Annotated in this window: 29 protein-coding genes, 1 tRNA gene and 1 pseudogene; 12 read left to right on the forward strand and 19 right to left on the reverse strand. The window is 38.7% G+C overall.

The annotated features are described in order from the left end of the window. Positions 1-176: 176 nt before the first annotated feature. Positions 177-734 (reverse strand): DUF402 domain-containing protein, encoded by a 558-nt coding sequence (locus tag DW761_RS10200; RefSeq protein ID WP_117455742.1) that lies wholly within the window; start codon positions 732-734, stop codon positions 177-179. 105 nt (positions 735-839) lie between these two features. On the opposite strand from DW761_RS10200, the gene DW761_RS10205 reads away from it, so the two are divergent. The 3 genes from DW761_RS10205 to DW761_RS10215 are packed head-to-tail and all read left to right on the forward strand — an operon-like array spanning position 840 to position 1,846. Beyond that, positions 840-1,037, forward strand: a complete 198-nt coding sequence (locus tag DW761_RS10205) for an oxidoreductase (RefSeq protein ID WP_117455740.1) — start codon at positions 840-842, stop codon at positions 1,035-1,037. Further along, on the forward strand, positions 1,034-1,315 hold the full coding sequence (locus DW761_RS10210; RefSeq protein WP_117517999.1) for a spore coat protein: 282 nt from the start codon (positions 1,034-1,036) through the stop codon (positions 1,313-1,315). Before DW761_RS10205 ends, DW761_RS10210 begins: the two co-directional genes overlap by 4 nt. Positions 1,316-1,375: 60 nt before the next feature. Then, positions 1,376-1,846 carry a GAF domain-containing protein gene (locus DW761_RS10215; protein ID WP_117518001.1) on the forward strand — a complete coding sequence of 157 codons (471 nt, stop codon included), beginning with the start codon at positions 1,376-1,378 and terminating at the stop codon, positions 1,844-1,846. Here DW761_RS10215 and DW761_RS10220 read toward each other — a convergent pair. From DW761_RS10220 to DW761_RS10265, 10 genes are all read right to left on the reverse strand, one after another. Further along, positions 1,812-2,627, reverse strand: coding sequence for an aminoglycoside N(3)-acetyltransferase (locus tag DW761_RS10220; RefSeq protein ID WP_117455735.1), 816 nt, complete (start codon positions 2,625-2,627; stop codon positions 1,812-1,814). The two genes, DW761_RS10215 and DW761_RS10220, sit on opposite strands and share 35 nt — an antisense overlap. Further along, the gene (locus DW761_RS10225; RefSeq protein ID WP_117455733.1) at positions 2,600-3,034 is read right to left on the reverse strand and encodes a thioredoxin fold domain-containing protein; all 435 of its coding nucleotides are present in this window, start codon (positions 3,032-3,034) and stop codon (positions 2,600-2,602) included. Before DW761_RS10225 ends, DW761_RS10220 begins: the two co-directional genes overlap by 28 nt. 117 nt (positions 3,035-3,151) lie before the next feature. Continuing rightward, on the reverse strand, positions 3,152-4,363 hold the full coding sequence (locus tag DW761_RS10230; protein WP_117518003.1) for a helix-turn-helix transcriptional regulator: 1,212 nt from the start codon (positions 4,361-4,363) through the stop codon (positions 3,152-3,154). A gap of 283 nt (positions 4,364-4,646) precedes the next feature. Further along, entirely contained in the window at positions 4,647-5,429 is a 783-nt protein-coding gene (locus tag DW761_RS10235) for an ABC transporter permease (protein WP_117518005.1), read from the reverse strand. Then, positions 5,422-6,057: an ABC transporter ATP-binding protein gene (locus DW761_RS10240; RefSeq protein ID WP_117455727.1), complete on the reverse strand. Its 636-nt coding sequence runs from the start codon at positions 6,055-6,057 to the stop codon at positions 5,422-5,424. The genes DW761_RS10235 and DW761_RS10240 overlap by 8 nt, the downstream gene beginning before the upstream one ends. 83 nt (positions 6,058-6,140) lie before the next feature. Further along, positions 6,141-6,947, reverse strand: coding sequence for a Cof-type HAD-IIB family hydrolase (locus DW761_RS10245; protein ID WP_117518007.1), 807 nt, complete (start codon positions 6,945-6,947; stop codon positions 6,141-6,143). Positions 6,948-7,056: 109 nt separating this feature from the next. Continuing rightward, on the reverse strand, positions 7,057-7,977 hold the full coding sequence (gene trxB / locus DW761_RS10250) for a thioredoxin-disulfide reductase (RefSeq protein ID WP_117518008.1): 921 nt from the start codon (positions 7,975-7,977) through the stop codon (positions 7,057-7,059). Between the two features lie 4 nt (positions 7,978-7,981). Continuing rightward, the gene (locus DW761_RS10255) at positions 7,982-8,302 is read right to left on the reverse strand and encodes a thioredoxin family protein (RefSeq protein WP_117455721.1); all 321 of its coding nucleotides are present in this window, start codon (positions 8,300-8,302) and stop codon (positions 7,982-7,984) included. A 3-nt stretch (positions 8,303-8,305) separates the two neighbouring features. Beyond that, entirely contained in the window at positions 8,306-8,743 is a 438-nt protein-coding gene (locus DW761_RS10260) for an RrF2 family transcriptional regulator (RefSeq protein WP_117518010.1), read from the reverse strand. Next, on the reverse strand, positions 8,736-9,143 hold the full coding sequence (locus DW761_RS10265; protein WP_117518012.1) for a rhodanese-like domain-containing protein: 408 nt from the start codon (positions 9,141-9,143) through the stop codon (positions 8,736-8,738). Before DW761_RS10265 ends, DW761_RS10260 begins: the two co-directional genes overlap by 8 nt. Positions 9,144-9,260: 117 nt before the next feature. Between DW761_RS10265 and DW761_RS10270 the strand changes: the two genes are divergently transcribed. The 3 genes from DW761_RS10270 (at position 9,261) to DW761_RS10280 (ending at position 11,394) form a co-directional block, all read left to right on the forward strand. Beyond that, positions 9,261-10,037 (forward strand): Cof-type HAD-IIB family hydrolase, encoded by a 777-nt coding sequence (locus tag DW761_RS10270; protein WP_117518014.1) that lies wholly within the window; start codon positions 9,261-9,263, stop codon positions 10,035-10,037. A 51-nt stretch (positions 10,038-10,088) separates the two neighbouring features. Then, positions 10,089-11,276, forward strand: a complete 1,188-nt coding sequence (locus DW761_RS10275; RefSeq protein ID WP_117518016.1) for an EAL domain-containing protein — start codon at positions 10,089-10,091, stop codon at positions 11,274-11,276. Positions 11,277-11,317: 41 nt separating this feature from the next. Then, a tRNA-Arg gene (locus DW761_RS10280) sits at positions 11,318-11,394 on the forward strand. A gap of 109 nt (positions 11,395-11,503) precedes the next feature. Here the strand turns inward: DW761_RS10280 and DW761_RS21190 are convergent. The 4 genes and pseudogenes from DW761_RS21190 to DW761_RS10295 form a co-directional block, all read right to left on the reverse strand. Then, entirely contained in the window at positions 11,504-11,674 is a 171-nt protein-coding gene (locus DW761_RS21190; RefSeq protein WP_181968497.1) for a hypothetical protein, read from the reverse strand. 73 nt (positions 11,675-11,747) lie between these two features. Beyond that, on the reverse strand, positions 11,748-12,689 hold the full coding sequence (gene mobV / locus DW761_RS10285; RefSeq protein ID WP_117469797.1) for a MobV family relaxase: 942 nt from the start codon (positions 12,687-12,689) through the stop codon (positions 11,748-11,750). Between the two features lie 183 nt (positions 12,690-12,872). Further along, positions 12,873-13,268 (reverse strand): replication initiator protein A, encoded by a 396-nt coding sequence (locus tag DW761_RS10290; RefSeq protein ID WP_007889413.1) that lies wholly within the window; start codon positions 13,266-13,268, stop codon positions 12,873-12,875. A gap of 111 nt (positions 13,269-13,379) precedes the next feature. Continuing rightward, a pseudogene (locus tag DW761_RS10295) lies at positions 13,380-13,793 on the reverse strand (cysteine-rich VLP domain-containing protein). 340 nt (positions 13,794-14,133) lie between these two features. Here DW761_RS10295 and DW761_RS10305 point away from each other — a divergent pair. The 6 genes from DW761_RS10305 (at position 14,134) to DW761_RS10335 (ending at position 19,139) form a co-directional block, all read left to right on the forward strand. Then, entirely contained in the window at positions 14,134-14,421 is a 288-nt protein-coding gene (locus DW761_RS10305; RefSeq protein WP_025486815.1) for a hypothetical protein, read from the forward strand. 34 nt (positions 14,422-14,455) lie between these two features. After that, positions 14,456-15,256 carry a helix-turn-helix domain-containing protein gene (locus tag DW761_RS10310; RefSeq protein ID WP_117469796.1) on the forward strand — a complete coding sequence of 267 codons (801 nt, stop codon included), beginning with the start codon at positions 14,456-14,458 and terminating at the stop codon, positions 15,254-15,256. A gap of 31 nt (positions 15,257-15,287) precedes the next feature. After that, a complete protein-coding gene (locus DW761_RS10315) occupies positions 15,288-15,881 on the forward strand; it encodes a hypothetical protein (protein ID WP_117469795.1) in 594 nt (197 codons plus the stop codon). A gap of 223 nt (positions 15,882-16,104) precedes the next feature. After that, the gene (locus tag DW761_RS10320; protein WP_199485629.1) at positions 16,105-16,647 is read left to right on the forward strand and encodes a hypothetical protein; all 543 of its coding nucleotides are present in this window, start codon (positions 16,105-16,107) and stop codon (positions 16,645-16,647) included. 678 nt (positions 16,648-17,325) lie between these two features. Next, positions 17,326-17,682, forward strand: a complete 357-nt coding sequence (locus DW761_RS10330) for a helix-turn-helix domain-containing protein (protein ID WP_117469794.1) — start codon at positions 17,326-17,328, stop codon at positions 17,680-17,682. Then, a complete protein-coding gene (locus DW761_RS10335) occupies positions 17,679-19,139 on the forward strand; it encodes a recombinase family protein (RefSeq protein WP_117518017.1) in 1,461 nt (486 codons plus the stop codon). The genes DW761_RS10330 and DW761_RS10335 overlap by 4 nt, the downstream gene beginning before the upstream one ends. A gap of 28 nt (positions 19,140-19,167) precedes the next feature. On the opposite strand, the gene DW761_RS20925 is transcribed toward DW761_RS10335, so the two are convergent. The 4 genes from DW761_RS20925 to DW761_RS10360 all read right to left on the reverse strand — a co-directional run bounded on the left by DW761_RS20925 (position 19,168) and on the right by DW761_RS10360 (position 21,501). Beyond that, entirely contained in the window at positions 19,168-19,368 is a 201-nt protein-coding gene (locus DW761_RS20925; RefSeq protein WP_147323322.1) for a hypothetical protein, read from the reverse strand. Between the two features lie 184 nt (positions 19,369-19,552). After that, on the reverse strand, positions 19,553-20,200 hold the full coding sequence (locus tag DW761_RS10345) for a flavin reductase family protein (protein ID WP_117518021.1): 648 nt from the start codon (positions 20,198-20,200) through the stop codon (positions 19,553-19,555). Positions 20,201-20,587: 387 nt separating this feature from the next. Continuing rightward, a complete protein-coding gene (locus DW761_RS10355; protein WP_117518023.1) occupies positions 20,588-21,022 on the reverse strand; it encodes a hypothetical protein in 435 nt (144 codons plus the stop codon). A 29-nt stretch (positions 21,023-21,051) separates the two neighbouring features. Next, positions 21,052-21,501 carry a GNAT family N-acetyltransferase gene (locus tag DW761_RS10360; RefSeq protein ID WP_233512128.1) on the reverse strand — a complete coding sequence of 150 codons (450 nt, stop codon included), beginning with the start codon at positions 21,499-21,501 and terminating at the stop codon, positions 21,052-21,054. Positions 21,502-21,554 lie beyond the last annotated feature (53 nt).

Raw genomic sequence — 21,554 nt, forward strand, 5'->3', positions numbered from 1 at the left:
TTTTGTTTTTCTGGTTCGTTTTATTTCTTTCGAAATTGACGTTTCCTGTTTAGTTTTCAAAGACCGAAATGTTTTTCGTTTCCTGCGCCTCGTTCAGCGCTCGTATATAATACCAAACATCCTTTCTCCTGTCAACGCTTTTTTTATCTTTTTTTCGTTTTTTTCTTAAAAACCTTTTATACAGTGATTTCCCTGCGTTTCTTATCTTCTTCAATAAATGTTAAATACCGATCATATAACTTAGATATTTCAAAATGATCAAATGGCGAATTACGTAAACGAATATCTACCATTAAGCGATCAAGTCCTCTGTGAATTGCTTTTTCTAAATCTTCACCATAGTTCATCTGTTGTTTATGTTCTTCGTATTCATCTTCATCTAATAAGGTTGTCTTCCCTACTGGGTTCACCTTTACATCTAAATCATAATCAATATTCTTAATCGCTTCTCCATCATATAGAGAAGGACTTGCTAAATTACAATAATAATGAATTCCGGTTTTACGTATCATACAAATCACGTTATACCATTTATCTGGATAAAAGAAACAAATTGCTGGTTCTCTTGTAATCCACTTTCTTCCATCTGCTTCACTGACAAGTGTTTTATTTGTTACTGCCACAATTCTTTTATCATTTGATTCAATAACATATCCTTGTGCCCACGTTCGATGCAGACTTCCATCATGTTTAAAGCTTTGTATATAAACATATTCTCTTTCTTGGGGCTGCATAGTATACCTCCTGACGAGTATCTATTATATCATACTTTCTTTTTTCTGATTGTTAGAATAAAGTTTTTCTATTTTCTCATACTAGATGTGAAAGGAGTTGTTAAAATGTTAACACCAAAAGATGTATTATACCTGGAAGATCTATTGGATCAGACGCTGGTATTAAACAAACGTATTACCAATGACATTACCATGCTTTCTACTGAGGAAGTTGTCACTTGCTTTGAGGACGTCAACAAAAATCTGAAAGAGCATTATCAGACATTGTTACAGATTCTTGAAAAGGAGGTAAAGAATTCATGAGTAAATCTAAAAATGAATATAGTGAAAAAGATATTGCGACCAATCTTTTAGTCACTTTAAAACATATGAAATATGAATACAACACATTTACACAGGAAGCAAGCAATGAGGAATTATTTAAAGAAATCGATGCGTTATATGATTGTATTTCCAGACAGCAAAGAAATGTTTTTGATATGATGTGCGCTCAGGGCTGGTATAAAATGACTGCAGATAGTGAGAAAAACATTTCAAAAGCTTATACGAAATTCAGTAACAGTGAAAGTGAGTTATCTTAAGATAATTCGCTTTTTCTTTTTTGATAAGAATGCTATCATAATAGAAAAGAGGAGGTACATATGGAAAAAGAAGAGCGTTATAAGGAATTGATTCAACAGGCAGCTGCTTTATTTGGTGAAGAGGATGATTTAATTGCACGTATGGCAAATCTTTCTGCTTTATTGTATATACATTTACCACATGTCAACTGGGCAGGGTTTTATCGGAATATACATGATAAATTGATCCTGGGTCCTTTTCAGGGAAAGCCTGCATGTAATCCTATATTATTTGGTAAAGGTGTATGTGGTACTTGTGCAATCACAAGAAAGGTTCAATGTGTACAAAATGTTCATGAATTTCCTGGTCATATCGCTTGTGATGTAGATAGTAAATCTGAAATCGTTTTACCTATCATAGAAAAAGACACCTTGCTTGGTGTCCTAGATATTGATTCTGATCGTTATGGTAACTTTGATGAAACTGATATAATATATTTAACGCAATTATTAGATATTATATTTCATCATAATACATGTGAAAATAAGTAGAAGCCAGATTGACCGCTTCCCTTGCGGAAAAGAAATGACATTTGCTATTCGCAATATATGCAGTTTTTACAATCTTGCGATCTTCCATGACTTCTCCAATTTCGGAGAAGTTTTCATTATGTTGTTCAATATCCAACAGATCTTTCCATAGGATACGATGATTGCTTTCTATGGGTGCAGATACTAATTTTACAGGAAAGATATCCTCCTGGTATTCTGCCATATGAAACATGGTACATGCCTCATACTCACATCCTAGCAGGATACAATAGCCATTCATCTCATAAATTTTACCTAATGGAGAATCTTTTCCCAATGCGAAATGTAATGGATGTTTATCACAAATCAATTTGGCATATTTTCCCCAGGCTGCAAAGCTGTATAATGGATGATTGCTTCTTAAAACCGCATCATTTCTTAAAAACTGATATACAAAAGGATCTGCCCCCATGGGTTCACTGAGTTTTCGATCAAACGGCAGGGCTTGTTTTCTGATTTCCTGCCATTGCTGACGGGGTGGTTTGTCTTTTTGACATGCAGGGTCTTTATATTGTGGTGTAAACGTTGGGACTACAATCGTTCCTTCATAACCGACACACTCCATCAATGCTTCAATGACTGCCTGACATCCTCCATTTAGATATCCCATATGCAGGGTATCAGCATTCACAATCAATAGCATTCCTTTTTGAATGCCTAATTGTTCTAATTGGATTTTGATGTCCTGTTTATGAATCACGGTACGCTCGTTTTCTATAAAATACGCAGATCTTTCAGCCATTTTTCATAATCCCCTTTTTCTATATAGCCTGCTTTGATATTTTCAGGCTGCAGATTACCTTTGTAGAAATAGTACGTCATTGGAAATGCTGTATAATCGCCAATGACAACTTCTAATTCACTTAATGCTTCTTTTACATCTTCATCTTCTTCTTTTAAATTGATATGTAATTCGTATATATCAAATGGTTTTATATCCTGCAGTTCTTCTATTACTTTTTTATATTCATCACAAGAATAGCAATTATCAGTAGTGATATATAATAAAAAGCTATCCTTTTTTTGATTCTGTAAACGATCAACAACTTCACGGGCACTGACTTCGATTGGTTCGCCTTTTGTTTGACTTGATCCAAAACATCCTGATAGCATCAGTGTTGTCAGAATCGCACACATCATTTTTTTCATATCGCAAAACCTCCCATTATTTTTTATTTTAGCATATTTTTGAGCTTTAGGAAATCTTCCGTAACATGGTTTTGCATTTATGTGACAAAATAAAGGAAGAAAAGTCATTTTTCTTCCTTATCGTTCACCATGCAGCTTTAATAATTCTCTTAAACATTCTGCTTCATGTTCATACAACTGACGCTGATGGAAGATATTAGAGAGTTCCATCAATACAAATTTTTGAAGCTCATAATATTCTTCTTCCACAAATTTGTGATACATCTTTTCTAAGAAATCCACGCAATCTGCTTTTTCAATCAGTAAAACCACGTATTCGATGAGATCAAGGGCAGCTTCATCTTTTACAGTTTCTTTTCCACGATGTATCCATTCCCATGCTTTTTCTTCATCCTCCAGTTTATAAAAGGAAAATGCCAAATAGGCAAACAGAAACGGCCAGTGATAGTCCATATCAATTGCTTTGTAACAATATTTGATGCATTCTTTGTAATCATGCATCTTAAAACAGTTAAACGCGATATTATCATAAGTCGTGCACATGACATAGCGATTTTTATATTGTATTGCTAGACGAATCGTTTCTTCAAACTGTTTCTTTGCCATTTCAAATTCTGACATCCGCGAATAGCAGATGCCAATACTGCCATGGGTATAGAGCAGTCGGTTGGTATTCCATGCTTTTTCAAACATGGTATATGCCTTTCGGAAATAGAATAATGCTGTCAACTGTTCATTCATACGATAATGCATAATGCCCATATGGTAATACAGCATATCTTTATTTTCCATTGTTGCCAGATGTTCAGCGGTTTCATATAATGTTTTTGCTTTTTCGTACTGTCTGACTTTCTGATAACAAAAGCCACTATAATCATAGTAAAGACATTGTTCTGGCAGCGTATAGGCATCTTTAAAACATTCTAATGTTTTTATCATATCAAGCGGTGGTTTGTCTTCATTCATTGTATCATAGATAAATCGCAGCAATGCAAATTTAGGAAATAGTATTGACTTTCTGATGTGTTGTTCATTTACATTTTCAAAAAGCCGTTTTTGTTCATCTATATCATCATATAGCAAAGCATGCAATCCTGCATCATACAATTCTTCATAAACATCTTCATTCTTGAATAAACTGATAAATTCAATTCCAATAACATCACAGATTTTCTTCCAAGTGTTTAGAAAAACTTCTTTTTTCCCTGTTTCAATTTCTAAATATTGTGGTTTTTGTATTCCCGTTTGAATGCATATGGTCCCAATATCAATCCCTTGCTTTTCTCTATAATAACGAATAATGGGGCCTGTAAACTCTACAAATTTCACTATTTATTCTCGTTATCCACGATAATCATGTGTACTCCTCATACAGCATGAAAGCCTTGTTTTCCTGCCAGTCAGCCTAACTGGTTTTATCAACAATTTCGTTTTCATATTTTGCCTCTCCTCCTTTGGGTTACCACAAATTTTTGTACAGGTAGTCATTGCCAGATATCTATAAGTAATCAGACACCTTTTAACATATATCACAAACCTTTTCCGTTTACAAGTATATTGCGTAAAATATGCCCAATTTATTACAAAAACGTGAAAGCCTTACATTTTGCTTTCATTTCAACGCATCACTTTCGTTGAAAAATGTACGATAACCCAGCGTCACAAACAATACAACCGTGATAGCTGTACATCCAAGAATGGCAAGCATGATCCCAATTTGATATTTTATTGCGGTCAAAGGAAAGGTTCCTGATAAAATCTGTCCGGTCATCATGCCAGGCAAAGAAACGATTCCCATGGTAAGCATATTGTTCATCGTTGGAAGAATTGCACTGTCAAAGGCATCATTTACATATTCATAAGAGGCATCTTTACTTGTGGCACCAAGCATGAGGGAATTTTCAATTTCTTCATGATGATCCTGCATATTGGTACATAAACGATTTGCGCCAAGTGCAATACCTGTCATGGCATTCCCAATGATCATACCACTAATAGGAATTACGTATTGTGGATCAAACCATGGATCCACCTGTAAAACAAACAAGATAAATACAACTGCTGTTACCAGATAACCGACTGCCATAGAAATTATCATCAGATGTTTTAATTCTTTTGACATCTCATAACGTACACGTTTCATTGCATTATACATGGCAAAGCTTAACATCACTGCCAGCATCAGCAAAGAAATATACCATTTAGGATGCTGAAATACCACCATTAATATATAACCCATCACAGTCAGCTGAATGGTCATTCTCGTTGTCGCAATCAAAATCATCTTTTCTCTGCGAATGCCTCTTGATTTAAATATTACCAATAAAACAAGTACAAAAATATACGCGATTGCTAAATGCAGAATCGATAGATCCATTACTGTCTGATTATTCATATGCATATCCCTCACAGTTTCCATCTTTTATTTCTAATATACTTTCTGGGTATAATTCTGCGATTGCTGGTGAGTGAGTCACCATGATCAGCATTTTATTATTTTCTTTCACAAACTGTACCATATTTTCGATTACAAAGTTTTCTGTTTCTTTATCTAAAGCACTGCTTGGTTCATCTAATAAATAAACATCTGCATCCATCAGCATAATCCTTGCTAAACATAACCGCTGTTTTTCTCCACCGCTGAGTTTTGCTACAGAATCATTTAGTTGTTTATCCAGCTGTACTTTCTTCAAGTATTCTTTTAATTTCTCCTGTTTAGCCAATGGACGTTTACTGAATTGTAAACCAATCTGCAAGTTATCTTCAATGGTTCCTGTATATACCACGGGTGTCTGTTTTAACATTACCACCTTACGGCGAAGTTTTGTGGCATCCATTTGCGCAATATCATTGCCATTCCAGAGAATTCTCCCATCATCGGGATCGTTTAATCGATTCAGCATTCTAAGAAATGTAGTTTTTCCTGAACCGCTTGGTCCTGTAATACAGGTAATTTGACGATCAATACATAAATGATCCATATGTAAAATATGTTTAAATGTTAAGTTTTCTATTTCAAACATGCGTCATCCCTTCTTTCAATGGCATTGTATCATATATTCCTAAACGTTTCGACTAGAATGAAAAAAAAGACAAATCGTCTTTTTTATAAATATTTTTCTAATGTAACCGCAATACCGTCATCATCATTGCTAGCTGTAATCTGGTCTGCTATCAAACGAATGGGCTTTACCGCATTTCCCATGGCTACTCCACATCCTGCAAACTGCAGCATGGTCAAATCATTCATCTCATCGCCAAATGCGATAATTTCATCTTTTGAAACATGCATTTGTTCAGATAGATCGCGAAGTGCACTACCTTTATCGATACCATTATCCACAACTTCAATATAGAAAGGCGCAGATGTACAAATCGTCAGCATATCACCAAATGGCAGACGGAAATCTTCAAACTGGGTTTTTAGATAATCCGCAGGTGCACTGATCAAAAATTTATTAGGGTCAAAATTTTCTACGTATTCATTTAAATCATCTACAACCTTGACTTTCATATTGCAGATACTTGCTTCATAATCTGCCTTATAACAATCTTCTACATCTGTAATCACGTATTCTCCATCATGTATCATCACAGAAAGATTCAATGCTCTTGCATTATTGATAATCGGACGTTTACATTTTGGAAGTACGACATGATTATATAAGACTTTCTCACTAGGGTATTCCACCATTCTAGCACCATTGAATGACATTAAAATACCACCATAGGTATCCATCATCAGTTCTTTTGCTTCCTTATATAATCCATGGGTTGGTCGTCCACTTGCCAGAATCAGTGTTGCGCCCTGTTTTTGTGCTTGAATCAAAGCTTCTCTTGTTCTTGGTGTTATCTTCTTTTCACTATTGGTAAGTGTACCATCCATATCCATTACAATCCATTTATATTTCATACCATATTCCTCATTCTTTCCTCTTAAGATTATAAAAAATTCATACAGGAAAAGCAAGTATATTGTAAAAATAAGGCAAATAGCTGTTACACTATCTGCCTTATCGTTATTATTTTAGACGCATGAGGTATTCTTCCACAAATTTTGAAGCGGTTGCGCCATCACTTGCGGCTGTCACGATTTGACGAAGCGGTTTACTTCTAATATCGCCAATCGCAAACACTCCATCCAGATTGGTTCTTGTGGTTTCATCTGCCAAAATATATCCATGATCATCAAGTGTCAGCTGATCTTTCACAAGTGCGGTATCCGCAACCCGACCAACTGCCACAAATATACCATCACACGCAATTTCATGAAGCTTGTTGGTATGTACATCTTCTAAAACCGCACCACGTACAACCCCATCTTCTTTGATATCCACAACTCTGCTGTTCCATACGATATCAATACCACTGTCTTTTAACTGATCTTCATATACTTTGCTGGCACGAAGACTGTCACGTCGATGAACAAGATAAACATGATGACATATTTTAGAAAGATATAATGCATCCGCAATCGCACTATTTCCTCCGCCAACAACAATGACATCTTTATTTTTAAACAACATGCCATCACAAGTCGCACAATAAGCAATGCCTTTTCCTCTTAACTGTGCTTCTTTTTTCAAGCCAAGCTCTCTTGGATAAGCCCCCATCGCACAAAGTACCGTTTTACTTTTTAAAATTCCACCTGTTGTTTCAACTGTTTTAATATCACCTGAAAGCTCTAGTTTTGTGACTGTTTCATACATTGTTTCTGCGCCAAAATGTTCTGCGCCATGCTGCATTTTCTCTGCTAAAACAAAGCCATCCACGGCTTCATCAAACCCGGGATAATTTTCAATATGGGGACTGGTTGCCATTTGTCCACCAGCGCTTAATTTTTCAATTACCAGCGTGGAACGTGCATTTCTTGCACAATATAACGCAGCACTATAACCTGCTGGTCCTCCACCAATAATGATGGTATCATAAATTTTTTCCATAAGCTTATCCTATCACATGCTCTTGTTTCAAAAAATCAATGATTGCTGATTTTGATTGTGGAGCTACCAAAGGAAGGGATGCTTCTTTTTTATGGAATACAATGATACTTGGAATTGTTTCAATTCCATAACGATCAGAGATTTCTTCTAAATCATCAATATTGACTTGTAAAATCGTGACATCACTTAGTTCATTTCCCAGTGCCTTCATCACTGGTCCAAGGCGTTTACAATATCCACACCATGGTGCCCAAAATTCCACAACTGCATTTTCCTGAGCGATCATCTCTTCAAAATTGTCCTTTGTTGCTGTTAATAATGCCATAACTTATTCCTCCTTGTGCACCTGTTGTGCAATAACTTCCAATTGTTGAATCACATCCTGAATACTTTGATCATGTAAATAAGCCATTACCTGCTCATTCATTTCTGCTGCCATACCATCCATCACAAACTTCATGCCACTGGCTACAATACATGGCATATCCAAACTGCCACTTTTCCATGGTGCCTGAATGATATCCCGATTTAATGCTTTGATCAACTGGTCCAGATAAATATCTTCTGGTTTTTTATTCAAAACATAACCTCCGTATTTTCCTTCTTTTGTGGCAATAATCTCCTGCTTTCTTAACGCTGACATCACTTTTCGTATCTTGGCTGGATTTGTACAGATATTCTCTGCCAGCTCTTCACTGGATACTTTATCCTGTTTGTGTCCCATATATGCTAATGCATGCACCGCAATAACAAATTCACTATTCATTCTGCTCACCTTCAATTTCATATGGCCAGTCCTGAATACCGCCAAAATCATAAATATTTTGATAACCTGCTTCAATCAGTGTTTTACTCGCCTGTGCACTACGATTGCCGCTTCGACAATAAACAAGATACGTTGCATTTTTATCCGGCAGTTTTTCTTGTGCTTCTTCTTTGATTGTTTCATTTGGTACTAGAACCGCATGGGGAATATGTCCCTTTGCATACTCATCTTCCCGCCTGACATCCACAATGATCACATCCTGATTCTCCATCATTTGTTTTGCTTCTTTCGCATCTATCTTATGATAGGCTGTATTATCTTTCGGCTGTTGTTGAAAGCTGCACCCACTCAACAACAAAATACCCGTAAAAACTATAGCAGCAGCCTGCTTCCATTTCATGTCATCACCTCTTTATACTGTAATGATATATGTTACAGTTATTTTTTGCAACTTTCATGCTTTCTTTTTCTCAAAAAATCATCTACAATGTTTACGTACATGAGGAGGAATGTTTTTATGAGTATACAAGCAGTATTTTTTGACATCGACGGTACTTATTTTGATCATACAACAAATAAGGTATTGCCAGAATCCATAGAAGCCGTTAAAGCATTAAAAGAAAATGGATATAAAGTTGTTCTTTGCAGTGGCCGGGCATTGAGTATGGCCAGAAAAGTGCCGGTTTTTGATGGCATAAAATGGGATGGATTTATTGGTGGAGGCGGAAACTTCGTCTATGATGAAGATTTTCACTGTATCTGGGAAAATGCATTTACCAAAGAGCAGCTTGCACAGGTATTTACGATTGCGAAAGCTTTAGATTTGGTAATCTATGCAACTGGTGAAGATAATTTCATTACCCGTGAATTAACCAAAAAGGAACAAGCATTATTGGATATCTTCCATCTACACACACCACATGTACATGAATGGCATGGTGAAGCTGTTCATATGATGTCTTTATTAGGTGGAAAAGATTATGATTATTCCCCTTTTGACCATATTGAAAACACTTTACTACAGCCAAGCTGTGATGAAATCATGGATCTGGTTATCGCAAATGGAAACAAGGCAAAAGGAATTTCCCGTCTATTACAGCACTTTGACATTCCTCAGGGCAATTATATGGCTTTTGGCGATAACTTAAATGATAAAGAAATGCTGCAGGAAGCTGAAATTGGCATCGCAATGGGAAATTGTACACCAGAATTAAAAGCATATGCAAATTATGTATGCGCACCAAGTAATGAACCAGGCATCTATGAGGCATTAAAACATTTCCACCTGATTTAATACATAATTTATAAATTTGATTCCATCCTAAAGAAAAAGGGAGGAATCAAGATGCAGGCAGAACAATTCTATTATCAAATTGATGTATCCAAATACACGATGGTATCCTTTCATATCAAAAACTTTACACCACTTGTATGGGATCAATATTATCAAATCAGAAAACATATCCAGTCTTTAATTCAATCAACACTTCTTTCAAATGAAATGTTATTTGAGAAAGAGGATGACTTTCTGATTTTTCTTTTACACCGCAATTATATCCAATGGATTCATGACCTAGATGATGAAATCCAAAAAGCATATGCCTTTCATTTTGCCTGTGGTATAAACATCATAGATATAAAAGATGACTTTCAAACAAGCCTTCAAAAAGCAAATTTTGCATTATCTAATGGTCATGACCATCACAAATACACAACCACATATGAATTCTATACAAAAGATCTATATGAACAAAGAAAAAAGAAAGAACATCTAAGCCATGATCTTTCTTATGCCTTTCATCAAAACTGCTTTCAAATCTTCCTTCAGCCAAAAGTAGATACTTATCGTAAACAAATCGTTGGCGCAGAAGCTTTGTTACGTTTATTTTATCATCACAAAGAGATACCTTTATCTTCTTTTATATCTCTAGTAAACGAAAACACATTTATTCGCACCCTAGATTTATTTGTTGTAAAAAAAGTCTGTGAATATCTTGTTCAAACTGCACAAAAACAATTGCCTTTACTTCCAATCAGTATCAACATCTCTCCTGCTTCATTTTCCGATGGCAAGTATTATCTAAAAGCGCTGCACTCTATCATACAATCTTATGATATTGATCCTCATCTTATTAATTTTGAATTACATGAAGATATCGTATTGACCACTACCCCAGCACATCTAAGCTTTATGAATGATCTGATACAATCTGGTCACAAGCTTTCCTTAGATGATTTTGGCAGTGGATATTCTTCTTTATCTGTATTAAGCGATCTGCCCATTTCTACAATCAAACTGGATCAAAGCTTTTTTAAGACAACATTTACACCCAGAAAAAAAAGCTTATTAGATCATATCATTCAATTTCTCCATGCTAATCATTATGAAATTATTGCGGAAGGCGTGGAACAGGAAGCCATGTACCAGTATTGTCTTAATCATCATATTTCTATCATTCAAGGATACTATTTTTATCCAGCATTATCCATCAAGGAATTCAACAACCTCCTAGAAAATCAGAAAAATGCATAGCATATGCAGGTTATTTATGGTATAATATCACCTGTATTTAAGCGCCCGTAGCTCAGCTGGATAGAGTAACAGACTCCGACTCTGTAGGTCGCAGGTTCGACTCCTGTCGGGCGCACCAGATAATGATAATCCGAACCCGGTTCCAATCGGGGACGGCTTCGGATTTTTAGTATATCTTTAGTGCTAAAGCAAAAGCGGCGGTATCGTGAGTGATACCGCCGCTTTTGTCATACGCTTCTTTCCTTTTCCGTTTCCTTTGCCCTCTGTGCTTTCCATTCTTCAAATTCTTTTTTACCCTCCGGGCTTTCAAAGAATTTTTGGATTTCGGGAAGTAAGCACCGGGCAAGGGCTTCTATCTCATGCTGGGGGATATTTGTGTCCGGTTGCTTTTTTGCCATATATTGCCTTTCTCTGTATTCAGTTTTCAAGGTACAATGCCGCTGTGCGGCGTGAAATGTTTTCTGTCATCAATCACCTTTCCTTTGTGTGCCGCTGTTGGCGTTTCAGTTCTGCCAGTACCTCCGGCGGGATACGGTCTACCAACCGCTGAATATCTTTCAGCTCGCTTTCCAGCTTTGCCCGTTCCATCGTATCTTTCATTTTGCCTTTTTCGCTGGCTTTGGCTCTGGCTTCCAACTGTTCATTTTCTGCTAAAAGGTCGTTTATCGTGACCTTGTATTTTTTGAGCTGCCCGGAGAAGTTCTCCATCTGCGGAAACCACTTTTTCAGCAGGGAGAGGGCTTCCTCTTTCTTCTTTCCGGCGTTGAACGGGGTAATACCGTCCAGTGTGGCTTCAATGGCTCTTGCCTGTTTGGAGAGATTGACCGCCTGCTTGAACAGACGGGTGGGGATATGCTTCCTGCCTGTCTTGCTGGCACTTTCCCCACGCTCCAAATCTGGATATTTCTCCACCATATAGGCGTGAAAGTCGTCCTGCCATTTTGTGAGGTTGGCTCTGTTCCCGATAATCTCCTTTGCACACAGGCGGTTGTCCTCTGTCAGCGGGACAAAGACCAAATGCAGGTGGGGTGTTTTCTCGTCCATGTGTACTACCGCCGATACGATATTTTCTTTCCCTACCCGCCCGATTAAGAAATCAGCCGCCCTCTGGAAAAATTCCTGTATCTCCTTTGGGGACTTCTTCTTGAAAAACTCCGGGCTGGCGGTAATCAGCGTATCCACAAACCGGGTGCTGTCCTTACGGGTACGGCAGCCAGCCTGTTCAATGCGGTTTTGAATGAAGTGGTAATATCGTCCCTCTGGCTTGACGATGTGGAAATTGTACTTGCTCCGGCTGGTGTCAATGTCGGGATTGCTGGCGTACTGTTCCTTTTGCCGTTCGTGATGGGCTTCCAGTGGTCTTGCCGGATTGCCCTTGTGTTTTTCAAATCGCAAAATTGCATGTTGTGCCATGAAACTCCTTTCCCCATTCCGTTCCTTTCCGGGACTTTTCCACAGGAAAATCCCGCAGAAAATATCTCGGATAGGAAGGGAATGGATAGAATATAAATCAATATTTTTATCTCTGTATTTCTATATACCGTCTGGTTTTCGTACTTCAAGAGGATTGATTATCGTACTTGTGGAGTGCGGTTTTTAGTCCTCCGGAGTTCCATAACCGGATTTCTTGAAGTCGGTGTTTGGAACCGCTTCATAGGATTTCGGGTAAATGCGGTTGGGTTTTCCACAGCCCTGTTTCTGGATTTCCACCAGTCCGGCATATTGCAGCTCCCGCAGGGTGTTGACCGCTTTCTGCCGCCCGCAGTGGAGCAGCTCCACTACCTCATTGATGGGATAGTAGAGGTAAATGCGCCCATATTCGTCCGCCCAGCCGTTTTTCCGGGACAGGTCTGTCCGGCGTAGGATAAAGGCATACAATACCTTTGCTTCGTTGGACAGTGGCGTGAATGTGGGGGCTTCAAAAAGAAAATTGGGAAGCCGGGTAAAGCTGACCGCCTTTTCTGGCTGATGGATATAAATGGTGTTTGTCATATCGTGTTTTGTGGACGGTTAGAACCCCGTTTTCTGGGGCAGACGGTAGTTTCTATTGCCTGTCCCTGTTCTGTGCTTGCAAAGCCTTGTAAATCAAGGACTTTTCAGCCCCTAACTGTCCACACAAGACCTCCTTTTCCGTTCACTTTCTGTTTTCTGCCGCCTGTGAACTCTGGCGGCACAGCCGGGACAGTATTTCGCCCGGTTGGACTTTGGGACGAACACTCTGCCGCAGACCGCACAGCGTTTTAGCTCCTTATCCCGGAAAATCTCTGCTTCCAGCGTTCCGATTTGCGGTAAGACCGATCAGCGGAACCACTTGCAGCAGACCGAGAAAGAAATGGTCTGGGGACAGGTGTGGGTGTCCCCATCGTCAAGGAGCATACAGTTACCGTCCTCATAACAGCAGCACTCCCGGCGGATCAGGGCGTTTGCCTGTTTCCTCTGTGCTGGTGTCATGCGGTAAAGGGAACTGTCCAGCTTGCGCTCTATGGGCGGCAGTCGTTTATATGGGTTCTCTCTCATGTGTTCCCTCCATTTTTCCTTAGCCGTTCTCCCTGAAAAGGTTTCCTGCCCCATTTCTGCGGCGTGTTCCAGCGTTGGCACGCTCCCCGGACTTCGGGACATTTTGTCCCGAAGTGGCTCGTTGCGGTGCTTCCCCTGCCGGGGTATTCCTTTTCGGACGGTCATTCTGTTTTCAAGGTGCAGCTCATCGATGAACTACCCTAAGTCTACACCTAAATGACCGCCCACCCCGTATATCCATAAGGTCGGAAATCAGCCCAGAAAACTCTCTATTTCCACGCTCTCGGAATTGTGGTAAAATGGAAAAAACAGAATGCCATTTTCGTTTAGGGAGGGCTCTATGTCAAAATTAAGTGATTTAATAAATGCGGAAGATAGTTTTCTGGTAAAATTAAGATGTGAAAATACTTTTGACGAAACGAAATATTTAGAAATTAAAAATCAAATCCTTATTGAAATGCCAAAGTGGAGAACACAGGGATTTATTTTGAATTGTGATGTTGAAGTGTTAATTAGCTTGATTGACCAATTAGCGGGAGGAAGCCGCTTCTTTAGCGAGGAAACAGCAATCAGGGTTGAGGATGCTTGTATGGAAATAGAAGAAATTATAAACTGTTTAGGAAGTTAAGTCGTCATATATTAAGTAGACAAGGAGGGAGAGCATGGAACTATCCATACAAGAACGATTGAAAGACCTGCGTGTGGAGCGTGGGCTGACGCTGGAGCAGCTTGAAGAACAGGTAAATCTCTCCAAGTCTGCGCTGGGAAGTTATGAAGCAAAGGACTTCAAGGACATCAGCCACTATGCCATTATCAAGCTGGCGAAGTTTTACGGCGTGACCGCCGATTATCTGTTGGGGCTGTCCCAAACAAGAAATCACCCAAACGCCGATCTTGCAGACCTGCGTTTGAGTGATGATATGATTGAACTATTGAAAAGTGGGCTGGTGGATAATTCTCTCTTGTGTGAGTTGGCGACACACCCGGATTTCCCCCAACTCATGGCTGACCTCGAAATCTATGTGAACGGTATCGCTGGCAAACAGGTGCAGAGTGCAAATGCCATAGTGGACGCTGTGAGTGCAACGATTATGAAGCAGCACAATCCCGGCTTGTCCGACCCGCAGTTAAGACAGCTTATCGCCGCTCATATTGACGATGACAGTTTTTGCCGCTATGTGATACAGCAGGACATAAACAAGATAGCCCTCGACTTGCGAGAAGCTCATAAGGACGATTTTTTCAGCGTCCCAGAGGATAACCCACTGGAAGATTTCTTGCAGACTGTTGACGAAACTGCCAACCCGGACAGCGACCCGGAGCAAGCGGCTTTGGCGTTTATCTGTAAGCGGCTCAAGCTGAATTTGAAAAAGCTGTCCGAGGAAGAAAAGAAGTGGCTGAAAAAGATTGCACAGAAGTCGGACTTGCTGAAAAATCCAAACCCACAGCGGGGGCGGAAGTAAAAAGACAAATTGGAGTAGGAGGAAAAATAAAATGACAAAAGAAAATCAAGCATATATCAGCACTTTGGATATTCATGACATACCATGGCACCGCCTTACTACTGCCTATGGTCGAGGGACAGCTTTTCCAGCTCACTTTGAAATACTTATGAAGATGAACGATTTAGAGCAGGTCAAAAGTGCCCTCTATGAGTTGACTACAAACATGGAACATCAGAGTACTTTATGGCACGCCACGCCTTTTGGTATGGTGTTCCTAAGCCGTATTTTAGAAAAGGCTCTGGCTGAAAGTGAGAGGAACTCTGTTGCTTATTTTTTAGTTGGGGAACTTTTGGACTTTTTTACCTGTATTCTTCAATGTTACAATGATGGGAATGAAATGGAACACGCTGCACCGCTTCCGCTATTCTCCGATTTATTAAAAGAAGAATATTTGTGGTCGGAGGAATATGACGAGGAAGAAGATGAAATGCGGTATGAGGAAGAAGATGTATTTCCCGACAATTTATTTTATAGTTTCTATTATTATTCGTGGCAAGCGGTTTTAGCCTATCAAAGTTCATTAGAACAATTAGCTTCAAAAGAATTTGTACCTAAGATAGATATACTTATGAGTAAACTATGATTACCATCTGTTGAGGAGATAGCAAAGTCAGCCAAGCCAGTCAACGGTCAAGATGAACGGCACATAAATGTGCCGCCGTTGACAGTCCCGCCTGTCTTTGCTGATGGGCAATCAAGGCGGGAAAGCCCTAAAATGGCTTCCTGCCCAGTTCTAAGAGCTGGATTAAAGGGATTTCGGAGAAGTCTGACTTGCTGAAAAATCCATTCCCACAGAGGGAGAGGAAATGAAAAAATTAACAAATCAGAATTGGAGGGAACTCAAAATGGAGAAGGTAAAGGAATTCTTATTGGCACCAGATGAAAACAAAGATGATTTTTGGGAAAGTGATTTTCTTATCTGGGTGGACTGGCGAGATTTCGATGACTCTATTATCAAATATTTCAATGATAAACTTCCTGATGAAGATAAAATTCAGTTCGAGTGTGTGGAAATAGAAAAAGAGAGAGAAATTGATATTTTCTTGTGCAAGAATGGTGTTAAAACAACAATTCCTTATGCAGAAGATTGTACCGATAGAGATACAACCTTGAAAAGTATTCAAGAGTATATATCTCCGAAGTATCAAGTGCGTTGGTATATGGATTCGCTCGGCAGTGATACGCTCGCTTTCTGCATTGGACTTACTTCACAATGGGAGCAGTTAGAACAAGAATTTGGCTCAGAAAAGGTGGCTTATTATTTTGCACCGATACAGGCAGATAGCGTAATGTTTGAAATGGACATGGATGAAGTTTTCGATTTGTTAGAGCAAAGAGGAGAAGCCTAGCTTCCAAGTTTATCGGGGATAAATAGCAAAGTCAGCCGAGCCAGTCAACGGTCAAGATGAACGGCGCACAAATGCGCCGCCGTTGACAGTCCCACCCGCCTTTGCTGATGGGCAATCAAGGCGGGAAAGCCCTAAAATGGCTTCCCGCCCATTTCAATTTTGAGAGAAAAATCTGTCTGCTTTGCGTGAGTGCGCCCACAAGTTTGGGACACTTTGTCCCGAAGTCCGGCGTGGGACGAGGGACGGGGGCTTTCATATACGCCCTGTCTGCTGATGAAAGCAGTCCTGCGCTTGCGGCTCCACGCCACGCAATCACAGCCCTGTTTTCCTGCTGCTTCAAATGTGCTTGCCCGACCCGGCGGCAACCTCATTTTCACAGCAACGCCGACAGAGCGTATAACACACTACACTTTGCAAGCAAAGTCGTGTGCCAAAGGGGTACCCTTTGGAAACCCTATTTTGTGGTCGTGTGTAGCCACACTTCCTCCAAAATGCAAAATAAGCGGTTGCAATCTGCTGTAAAACCACAGCCGGATTGACCGCTTATTTTGTTATAGCCCTCCCCGTTTTCTCTATCCGATTTACGAATATGTTTATCGAAAATATGCTCAATACGGGTTGAAAGAAAACCGCAAAAGTGATATACTAAGCATAGAGGAAACAAGGAGGTTACAGTCCATGAAAGAATTAGGAGAACGCCTGCGGAGATTAAGAGAAAGTGTGAAGCTGTCACAGGTAAAGATGGCGGAACTTTTGGGAGTGAAGCAGTCCAGTATCAACCGTTATGAGCAGGGGCAGTCAGCCCCCTCTTTGGAAACGCTTGTAAGGTATGCGGATTATTTTGATGTATCATTGGATTACCTGCTTGCCCGGACAGACAATCCGCAAGGCAAGCTATATGAACACCATCCGAAGATTGTGCCGGGAAGCGAGGAAATGAAACAGTTTATTGAAATGTGTTTTGACCCGCAATCCCCGCTGAATGAAAAATTAAAACAGACGCTTCTTGAAATGATGGAGGTGGAAAGAAAATGAAAGGTGTGATTTATGCCCGTTATTCTTCCGATAATCAAAGAGAAGAAAGTATTGAGGGACAGTTGCGGGAATGTAAGGAGTATGCAGAGCGCAACGATATAACAATTTTAGGGACTTATATTGACCGGGCATTGTCAGCAAAAACAGATAACCGCCCCGAATTTCAGCACATGATTAAAGACAGCGCAAAAGGCTTGTTTGATGTTGTCCTTGTGTGGAAATTAGACCGCTTTGCCCGAAACCGTTACGACAGTGCACGATATAAAAACATTTTGAAAAAGAATGGTGTGAAAGTCATTTCCGCAAGGGAAAATATCTCCGAGGGTAGCGAGGGAATTATTCTGGAAGCCATGTTGGAGGGATATGCGGAATACTATTCTGCGGAGCTTTCTGAAAAGGTTATCCGGGGACTGACCGACAATGCGCTGAAATGTAAGTACAACGGCGGTACTGTTCCGATGGGATATTATATTGACGAACAACAGTATTATCAAATCGACCCCAAGACTGCCCCGGTAGTGCTGGAAATGTTTACAAAGTACAGCGAGGGCGCAACTATGCAGGAGCTTGTTAATCTATTGAACAGTCGGGGTATGCGTTCCATTCGTGGCGGGAAAATTACGCTGAATATTATGAACCACCTTTTGAAGAACCGTCGCTATATGGGCGAGTACAGTTATCGTGATGTAGTCAAGGAGGACGGTATTCCGACGATTGTCCCAAAAGAATTATTTGAACGGGTACAGGAACGGCTGGCGAAGAACAAAAAGGCTCCTGCCCGTCACAAAGCCGAGGACGATTACCTTTTGACAACGAAGTTGTACTGTGGGAAATGCGGCTCCTTTATGGTGGGAGAAAGCGGCACAAGCCATACAATGAAAGTACACCGTTATTATCGCTGTGTAAATACCAAGAAAAAGAAGCTCTGCGACAAGAAAGCGGTCAAGAAAGATTGGATTGAAGATTTGGTTGTCAACTATACCATGAAAGCAATTATGAATGATGAAGTTATGGAACGGCTGATTGATACGCTAATGGAATTGCAGAAGAAAGAAAGCACCGATTTGCCCCTTTTGAAAAAGCAGCTTGCAGAAACGGAAAAAGGTATTAACAATATGCTCAACGCCATTCAAGCAGGGATTTTTACCCCGTCTACCAAGCAAAGGCTGGACGAGTTGGAGGAAACTAAGAGCCAGCTTGAAGTCAGCATTTTGCAGGAAGAAATGCACAAGCCCCTGCTTACAAGAGAACAGATAGCATTTTTCATTTACCGTTTCCGCAAATTTGATGTGACAAAGCGGGAACAGCGGCAAAGACTGATTGACAGTTTTGTAAATGCGGTGTATCTTTATGAGGACAAGATAATCCTTACTTTCAACTATAAGGACGGTTCTAAGACCATCACGCTGGCGGAGGTTGAGGGTTCGGATTTATCCGTACTCGGTGCACCATATTAAACAAAAACATCTTGAATAAAGATGTTTTTTATTTTTTTAGATAAACATACAATAAATAGATTGCACGTAATATCGTACCACAGATACAAATGCTGTTAAACATAATACTATATACGAGAAAACTATCATCACTTGTCAAAAGCAATATCAAAATAAAACCTAAAATCATCACCAATATCATATTGATGAAGCATGATTTCAACTCTTTTCCAAAATCTTCCTTTTTCATTGTCTAAACCTCCTTGCTTTTCCCTACAAATGAATTGAAAAAGTATCATATGAAAAAACTCCTGTTTCCATTCACTTGTGATATATGTATCATCATCTATTTGATTTATGGAGAACCTATCTTCCATCTATATCACTTCCCTCTTATCATATATATCTGTAAAACTTTATTCTATGCATTATCATCAATCATATTTTTCTATCTTTACAGTTGCAATTGCAGATCGATTTGCCTCTCCTGTCATAAGGTCTTGAGGTCCTGGAATCAACATCATAAATCCATCTTTTCCATATCTTTGTTCATAACCCTGGGCATATGTTTCTTCTACAGAAATATGTTGAACTTGTCCAATAATCATGGAAGTAATACCTGCACCACTTAGATCCTGCACATCTTTTAAAGTACATTCCATATTTATAAACGCTTCATTTATCATTGGCGCATGGATTGTCTTTGCCAAAGAAAGAGTAAAGCTACCTGTACTAAATTCATCACTATCATATTCATTATGTTTGATTGTTTTAAGTAAATCGTCATAATAATGGATAGGCAGAAAATTAATACAAAAACATTTTTCTCTTTGGATATTTTCATATGTATGTGTATGTTGATATAAATTCCCCATAACAACAAAGAAAGATGTTTTATCACCATGAAAACAACTCCATGCGTGAAAACATACATTTGGCTGCCCATTTTCTTTCCATGTGGTAATGGCGAATAGTACGGATGGAATTCCTGCTGTTGTTTCAAAATGCGAAAACAAATCAAATTCTTCTGGATATAACGATTTAAAATACTGTGGAAAATCTTTCTTAATCTCAATTTTCATAACGCAGCCTCCATGAATTCTAAAACATTATACAACCACCCAATGAATAATCTTCATAAGCAGTGAATGCTTCCTGTTTATCTTTCTCTAACAAAAACATAAAACAGCTTTCAATAATATCAACCTATGTCAACAAATGCTTGATTTCTGGGACACCAGATTATTGCCTTCCAATATTCCATCACCTCAAAAAAATTCTCTTTATGCAGTTCTCCTTTAAAAGGGTGTTAACTTCCTAAAAATCCATTTTCCCATTTTGGGTTATCTATATCGCTGTTTCTTGTTGAATGAAATGATAATTATTCTTTTGTTTCTTCTATATTCATAGGCTTATCCTACCTTGCCACTATAAGTCTTCTCTATAGTACTTCAACGACCTCAAAACATTCAAATGATTTTTGAGCCATATTTTCTCAAAACAAAGTCTTTATCTTTATAATCAAAACAAACTTCCAATACAGTGTTTACATGATTGCCATTATATATGATTCTTATGTTATCATTTTCTTTTATACATATATATGATATATAAAAATCCTTCCAAAAGTTATCCTCGCCAAGAAATTCGCTATATTTCTGTACGATTCCATCTAGATTACTTAAATTAGCCGCAATGAATACGATATAAGATTTTAGTTCCTCAAAAGTTTTCTCACATTCCTCAAGATCAATACAAACATCATCTATGTAAGTTTTATCTAAGCAATCATTCTCTAAAAAACCTTCTCCTTGATATATTTGTACACAAAAATCATTATCCATTTTCAATTTTTCAACATCTAATACCAATCTATCTTTTTCATTATAGCGTTTATATATCATATCTTTCCTTCCTTTACTATTATTATATGTTACAACAAGCGCTTCATATAAATCACATCATCCATTGGATTATGATAATATGGTTCACATTCTTCAAAACCCATTTTCTTATATAAATGTATGGCTGCTTGTAATGGCACAATGGTATCTAAAACCATTTCTTTAAATCCAGCATTTTTTGCATGCTGAATAATTTCATCGACAAGTTTTTCACCTAACTTCATTCCTCGGCATTCTGGAGAAACATATAATCTTTTCATTTCACATCGTTCATCGCTATGTTTATGATAGGCAACCATTCCTATCACTTTTTCATGATCATCTAAAGCAACGAGAAGTTCACCTTGCGGTGCTGCATACTTTATCGCAGGATTGCTAAGTTCTTCATCAATATTTTGAAAAGATAAGTCACGCCCTAGACGTGTTGTGTATTCTATTATTTTGATTTTGACTTGTTCTATATAATCAATTCCATTCACAATTTTCAATTTTCATCCCTCCACACGTCTTGATTTATAAAAACATTATATTA

The organism is Absiella sp. AM29-15 (assembly GCF_003434225.1).
In the GTDB taxonomy this organism is placed as follows: domain Bacteria; phylum Bacillota_I; class Bacilli_A; order Erysipelotrichales; family Erysipelotrichaceae; genus Hoskinsella; species Hoskinsella hominis.

What these genes read in the sequence shown, in the direction of transcription:
- DW761_RS10200 (WP_117455742.1), bottom strand. Translation starts at nt 734, where the DNA reads ATGCAGCCCCAAGAAAGAGAATATGTTTATATACAAAGCTTTAAACAT.
- DW761_RS10205 (WP_117455740.1), top strand. Translation starts at nt 840, where the DNA reads ATGTTAACACCAAAAGATGTATTATACCTGGAAGATCTATTGGATCAG.
- DW761_RS10210 (WP_117517999.1), top strand. Translation starts at nt 1,034, where the DNA reads ATGAGTAAATCTAAAAATGAATATAGTGAAAAAGATATTGCGACCAAT.
- DW761_RS10215 (WP_117518001.1), top strand. Translation starts at nt 1,376, where the DNA reads ATGGAAAAAGAAGAGCGTTATAAGGAATTGATTCAACAGGCAGCTGCT.
- DW761_RS10220 (WP_117455735.1), bottom strand. Translation starts at nt 2,627, where the DNA reads ATGGCTGAAAGATCTGCGTATTTTATAGAAAACGAGCGTACCGTGATT.
- DW761_RS10225 (WP_117455733.1), bottom strand. Translation starts at nt 3,034, where the DNA reads ATGAAAAAAATGATGTGTGCGATTCTGACAACACTGATGCTATCAGGA.
- DW761_RS10235 (WP_117518005.1), bottom strand. Translation starts at nt 5,429, where the DNA reads ATGAATAATCAGACAGTAATGGATCTATCGATTCTGCATTTAGCAATC.
- DW761_RS10240 (WP_117455727.1), bottom strand. Translation starts at nt 6,057, where the DNA reads ATGTTTGAAATAGAAAACTTAACATTTAAACATATTTTACATATGGAT.
- DW761_RS10245 (WP_117518007.1), bottom strand. Translation starts at nt 6,947, where the DNA reads ATGAAATATAAATGGATTGTAATGGATATGGATGGTACACTTACCAAT.
- trxB (WP_117518008.1), bottom strand. Translation starts at nt 7,977, where the DNA reads ATGGAAAAAATTTATGATACCATCATTATTGGTGGAGGACCAGCAGGT.
- DW761_RS10255 (WP_117455721.1), bottom strand. Translation starts at nt 8,302, where the DNA reads ATGGCATTATTAACAGCAACAAAGGACAATTTTGAAGAGATGATCGCT.
- DW761_RS10260 (WP_117518010.1), bottom strand. Translation starts at nt 8,743, where the DNA reads ATGAATAGTGAATTTGTTATTGCGGTGCATGCATTAGCATATATGGGA.
- DW761_RS10265 (WP_117518012.1), bottom strand. Translation starts at nt 9,143, where the DNA reads ATGAAATGGAAGCAGGCTGCTGCTATAGTTTTTACGGGTATTTTGTTG.
- DW761_RS10270 (WP_117518014.1), top strand. Translation starts at nt 9,261, where the DNA reads ATGAGTATACAAGCAGTATTTTTTGACATCGACGGTACTTATTTTGAT.
- DW761_RS10275 (WP_117518016.1), top strand. Translation starts at nt 10,089, where the DNA reads ATGCAGGCAGAACAATTCTATTATCAAATTGATGTATCCAAATACACG.
- DW761_RS21190 (WP_181968497.1), bottom strand. Translation starts at nt 11,674, where the DNA reads ATGGCAAAAAAGCAACCGGACACAAATATCCCCCAGCATGAGATAGAA.
- mobV (WP_117469797.1), bottom strand. Translation starts at nt 12,689, where the DNA reads ATGGCACAACATGCAATTTTGCGATTTGAAAAACACAAGGGCAATCCG.
- DW761_RS10290 (WP_007889413.1), bottom strand. Translation starts at nt 13,268, where the DNA reads ATGACAAACACCATTTATATCCATCAGCCAGAAAAGGCGGTCAGCTTT.
- DW761_RS10305 (WP_025486815.1), top strand. Translation starts at nt 14,134, where the DNA reads ATGTCAAAATTAAGTGATTTAATAAATGCGGAAGATAGTTTTCTGGTA.
- DW761_RS10310 (WP_117469796.1), top strand. Translation starts at nt 14,456, where the DNA reads ATGGAACTATCCATACAAGAACGATTGAAAGACCTGCGTGTGGAGCGT.
- DW761_RS10315 (WP_117469795.1), top strand. Translation starts at nt 15,288, where the DNA reads ATGACAAAAGAAAATCAAGCATATATCAGCACTTTGGATATTCATGAC.
- DW761_RS10320 (WP_199485629.1), top strand. Translation starts at nt 16,105, where the DNA reads ATGAAAAAATTAACAAATCAGAATTGGAGGGAACTCAAAATGGAGAAG.
- DW761_RS10330 (WP_117469794.1), top strand. Translation starts at nt 17,326, where the DNA reads ATGAAAGAATTAGGAGAACGCCTGCGGAGATTAAGAGAAAGTGTGAAG.
- DW761_RS10335 (WP_117518017.1), top strand. Translation starts at nt 17,679, where the DNA reads ATGAAAGGTGTGATTTATGCCCGTTATTCTTCCGATAATCAAAGAGAA.
- DW761_RS20925 (WP_147323322.1), bottom strand. Translation starts at nt 19,368, where the DNA reads ATGAAAAAGGAAGATTTTGGAAAAGAGTTGAAATCATGCTTCATCAAT.
- DW761_RS10345 (WP_117518021.1), bottom strand. Translation starts at nt 20,200, where the DNA reads ATGAAAATTGAGATTAAGAAAGATTTTCCACAGTATTTTAAATCGTTA.
- DW761_RS10355 (WP_117518023.1), bottom strand. Translation starts at nt 21,022, where the DNA reads ATGATATATAAACGCTATAATGAAAAAGATAGATTGGTATTAGATGTT.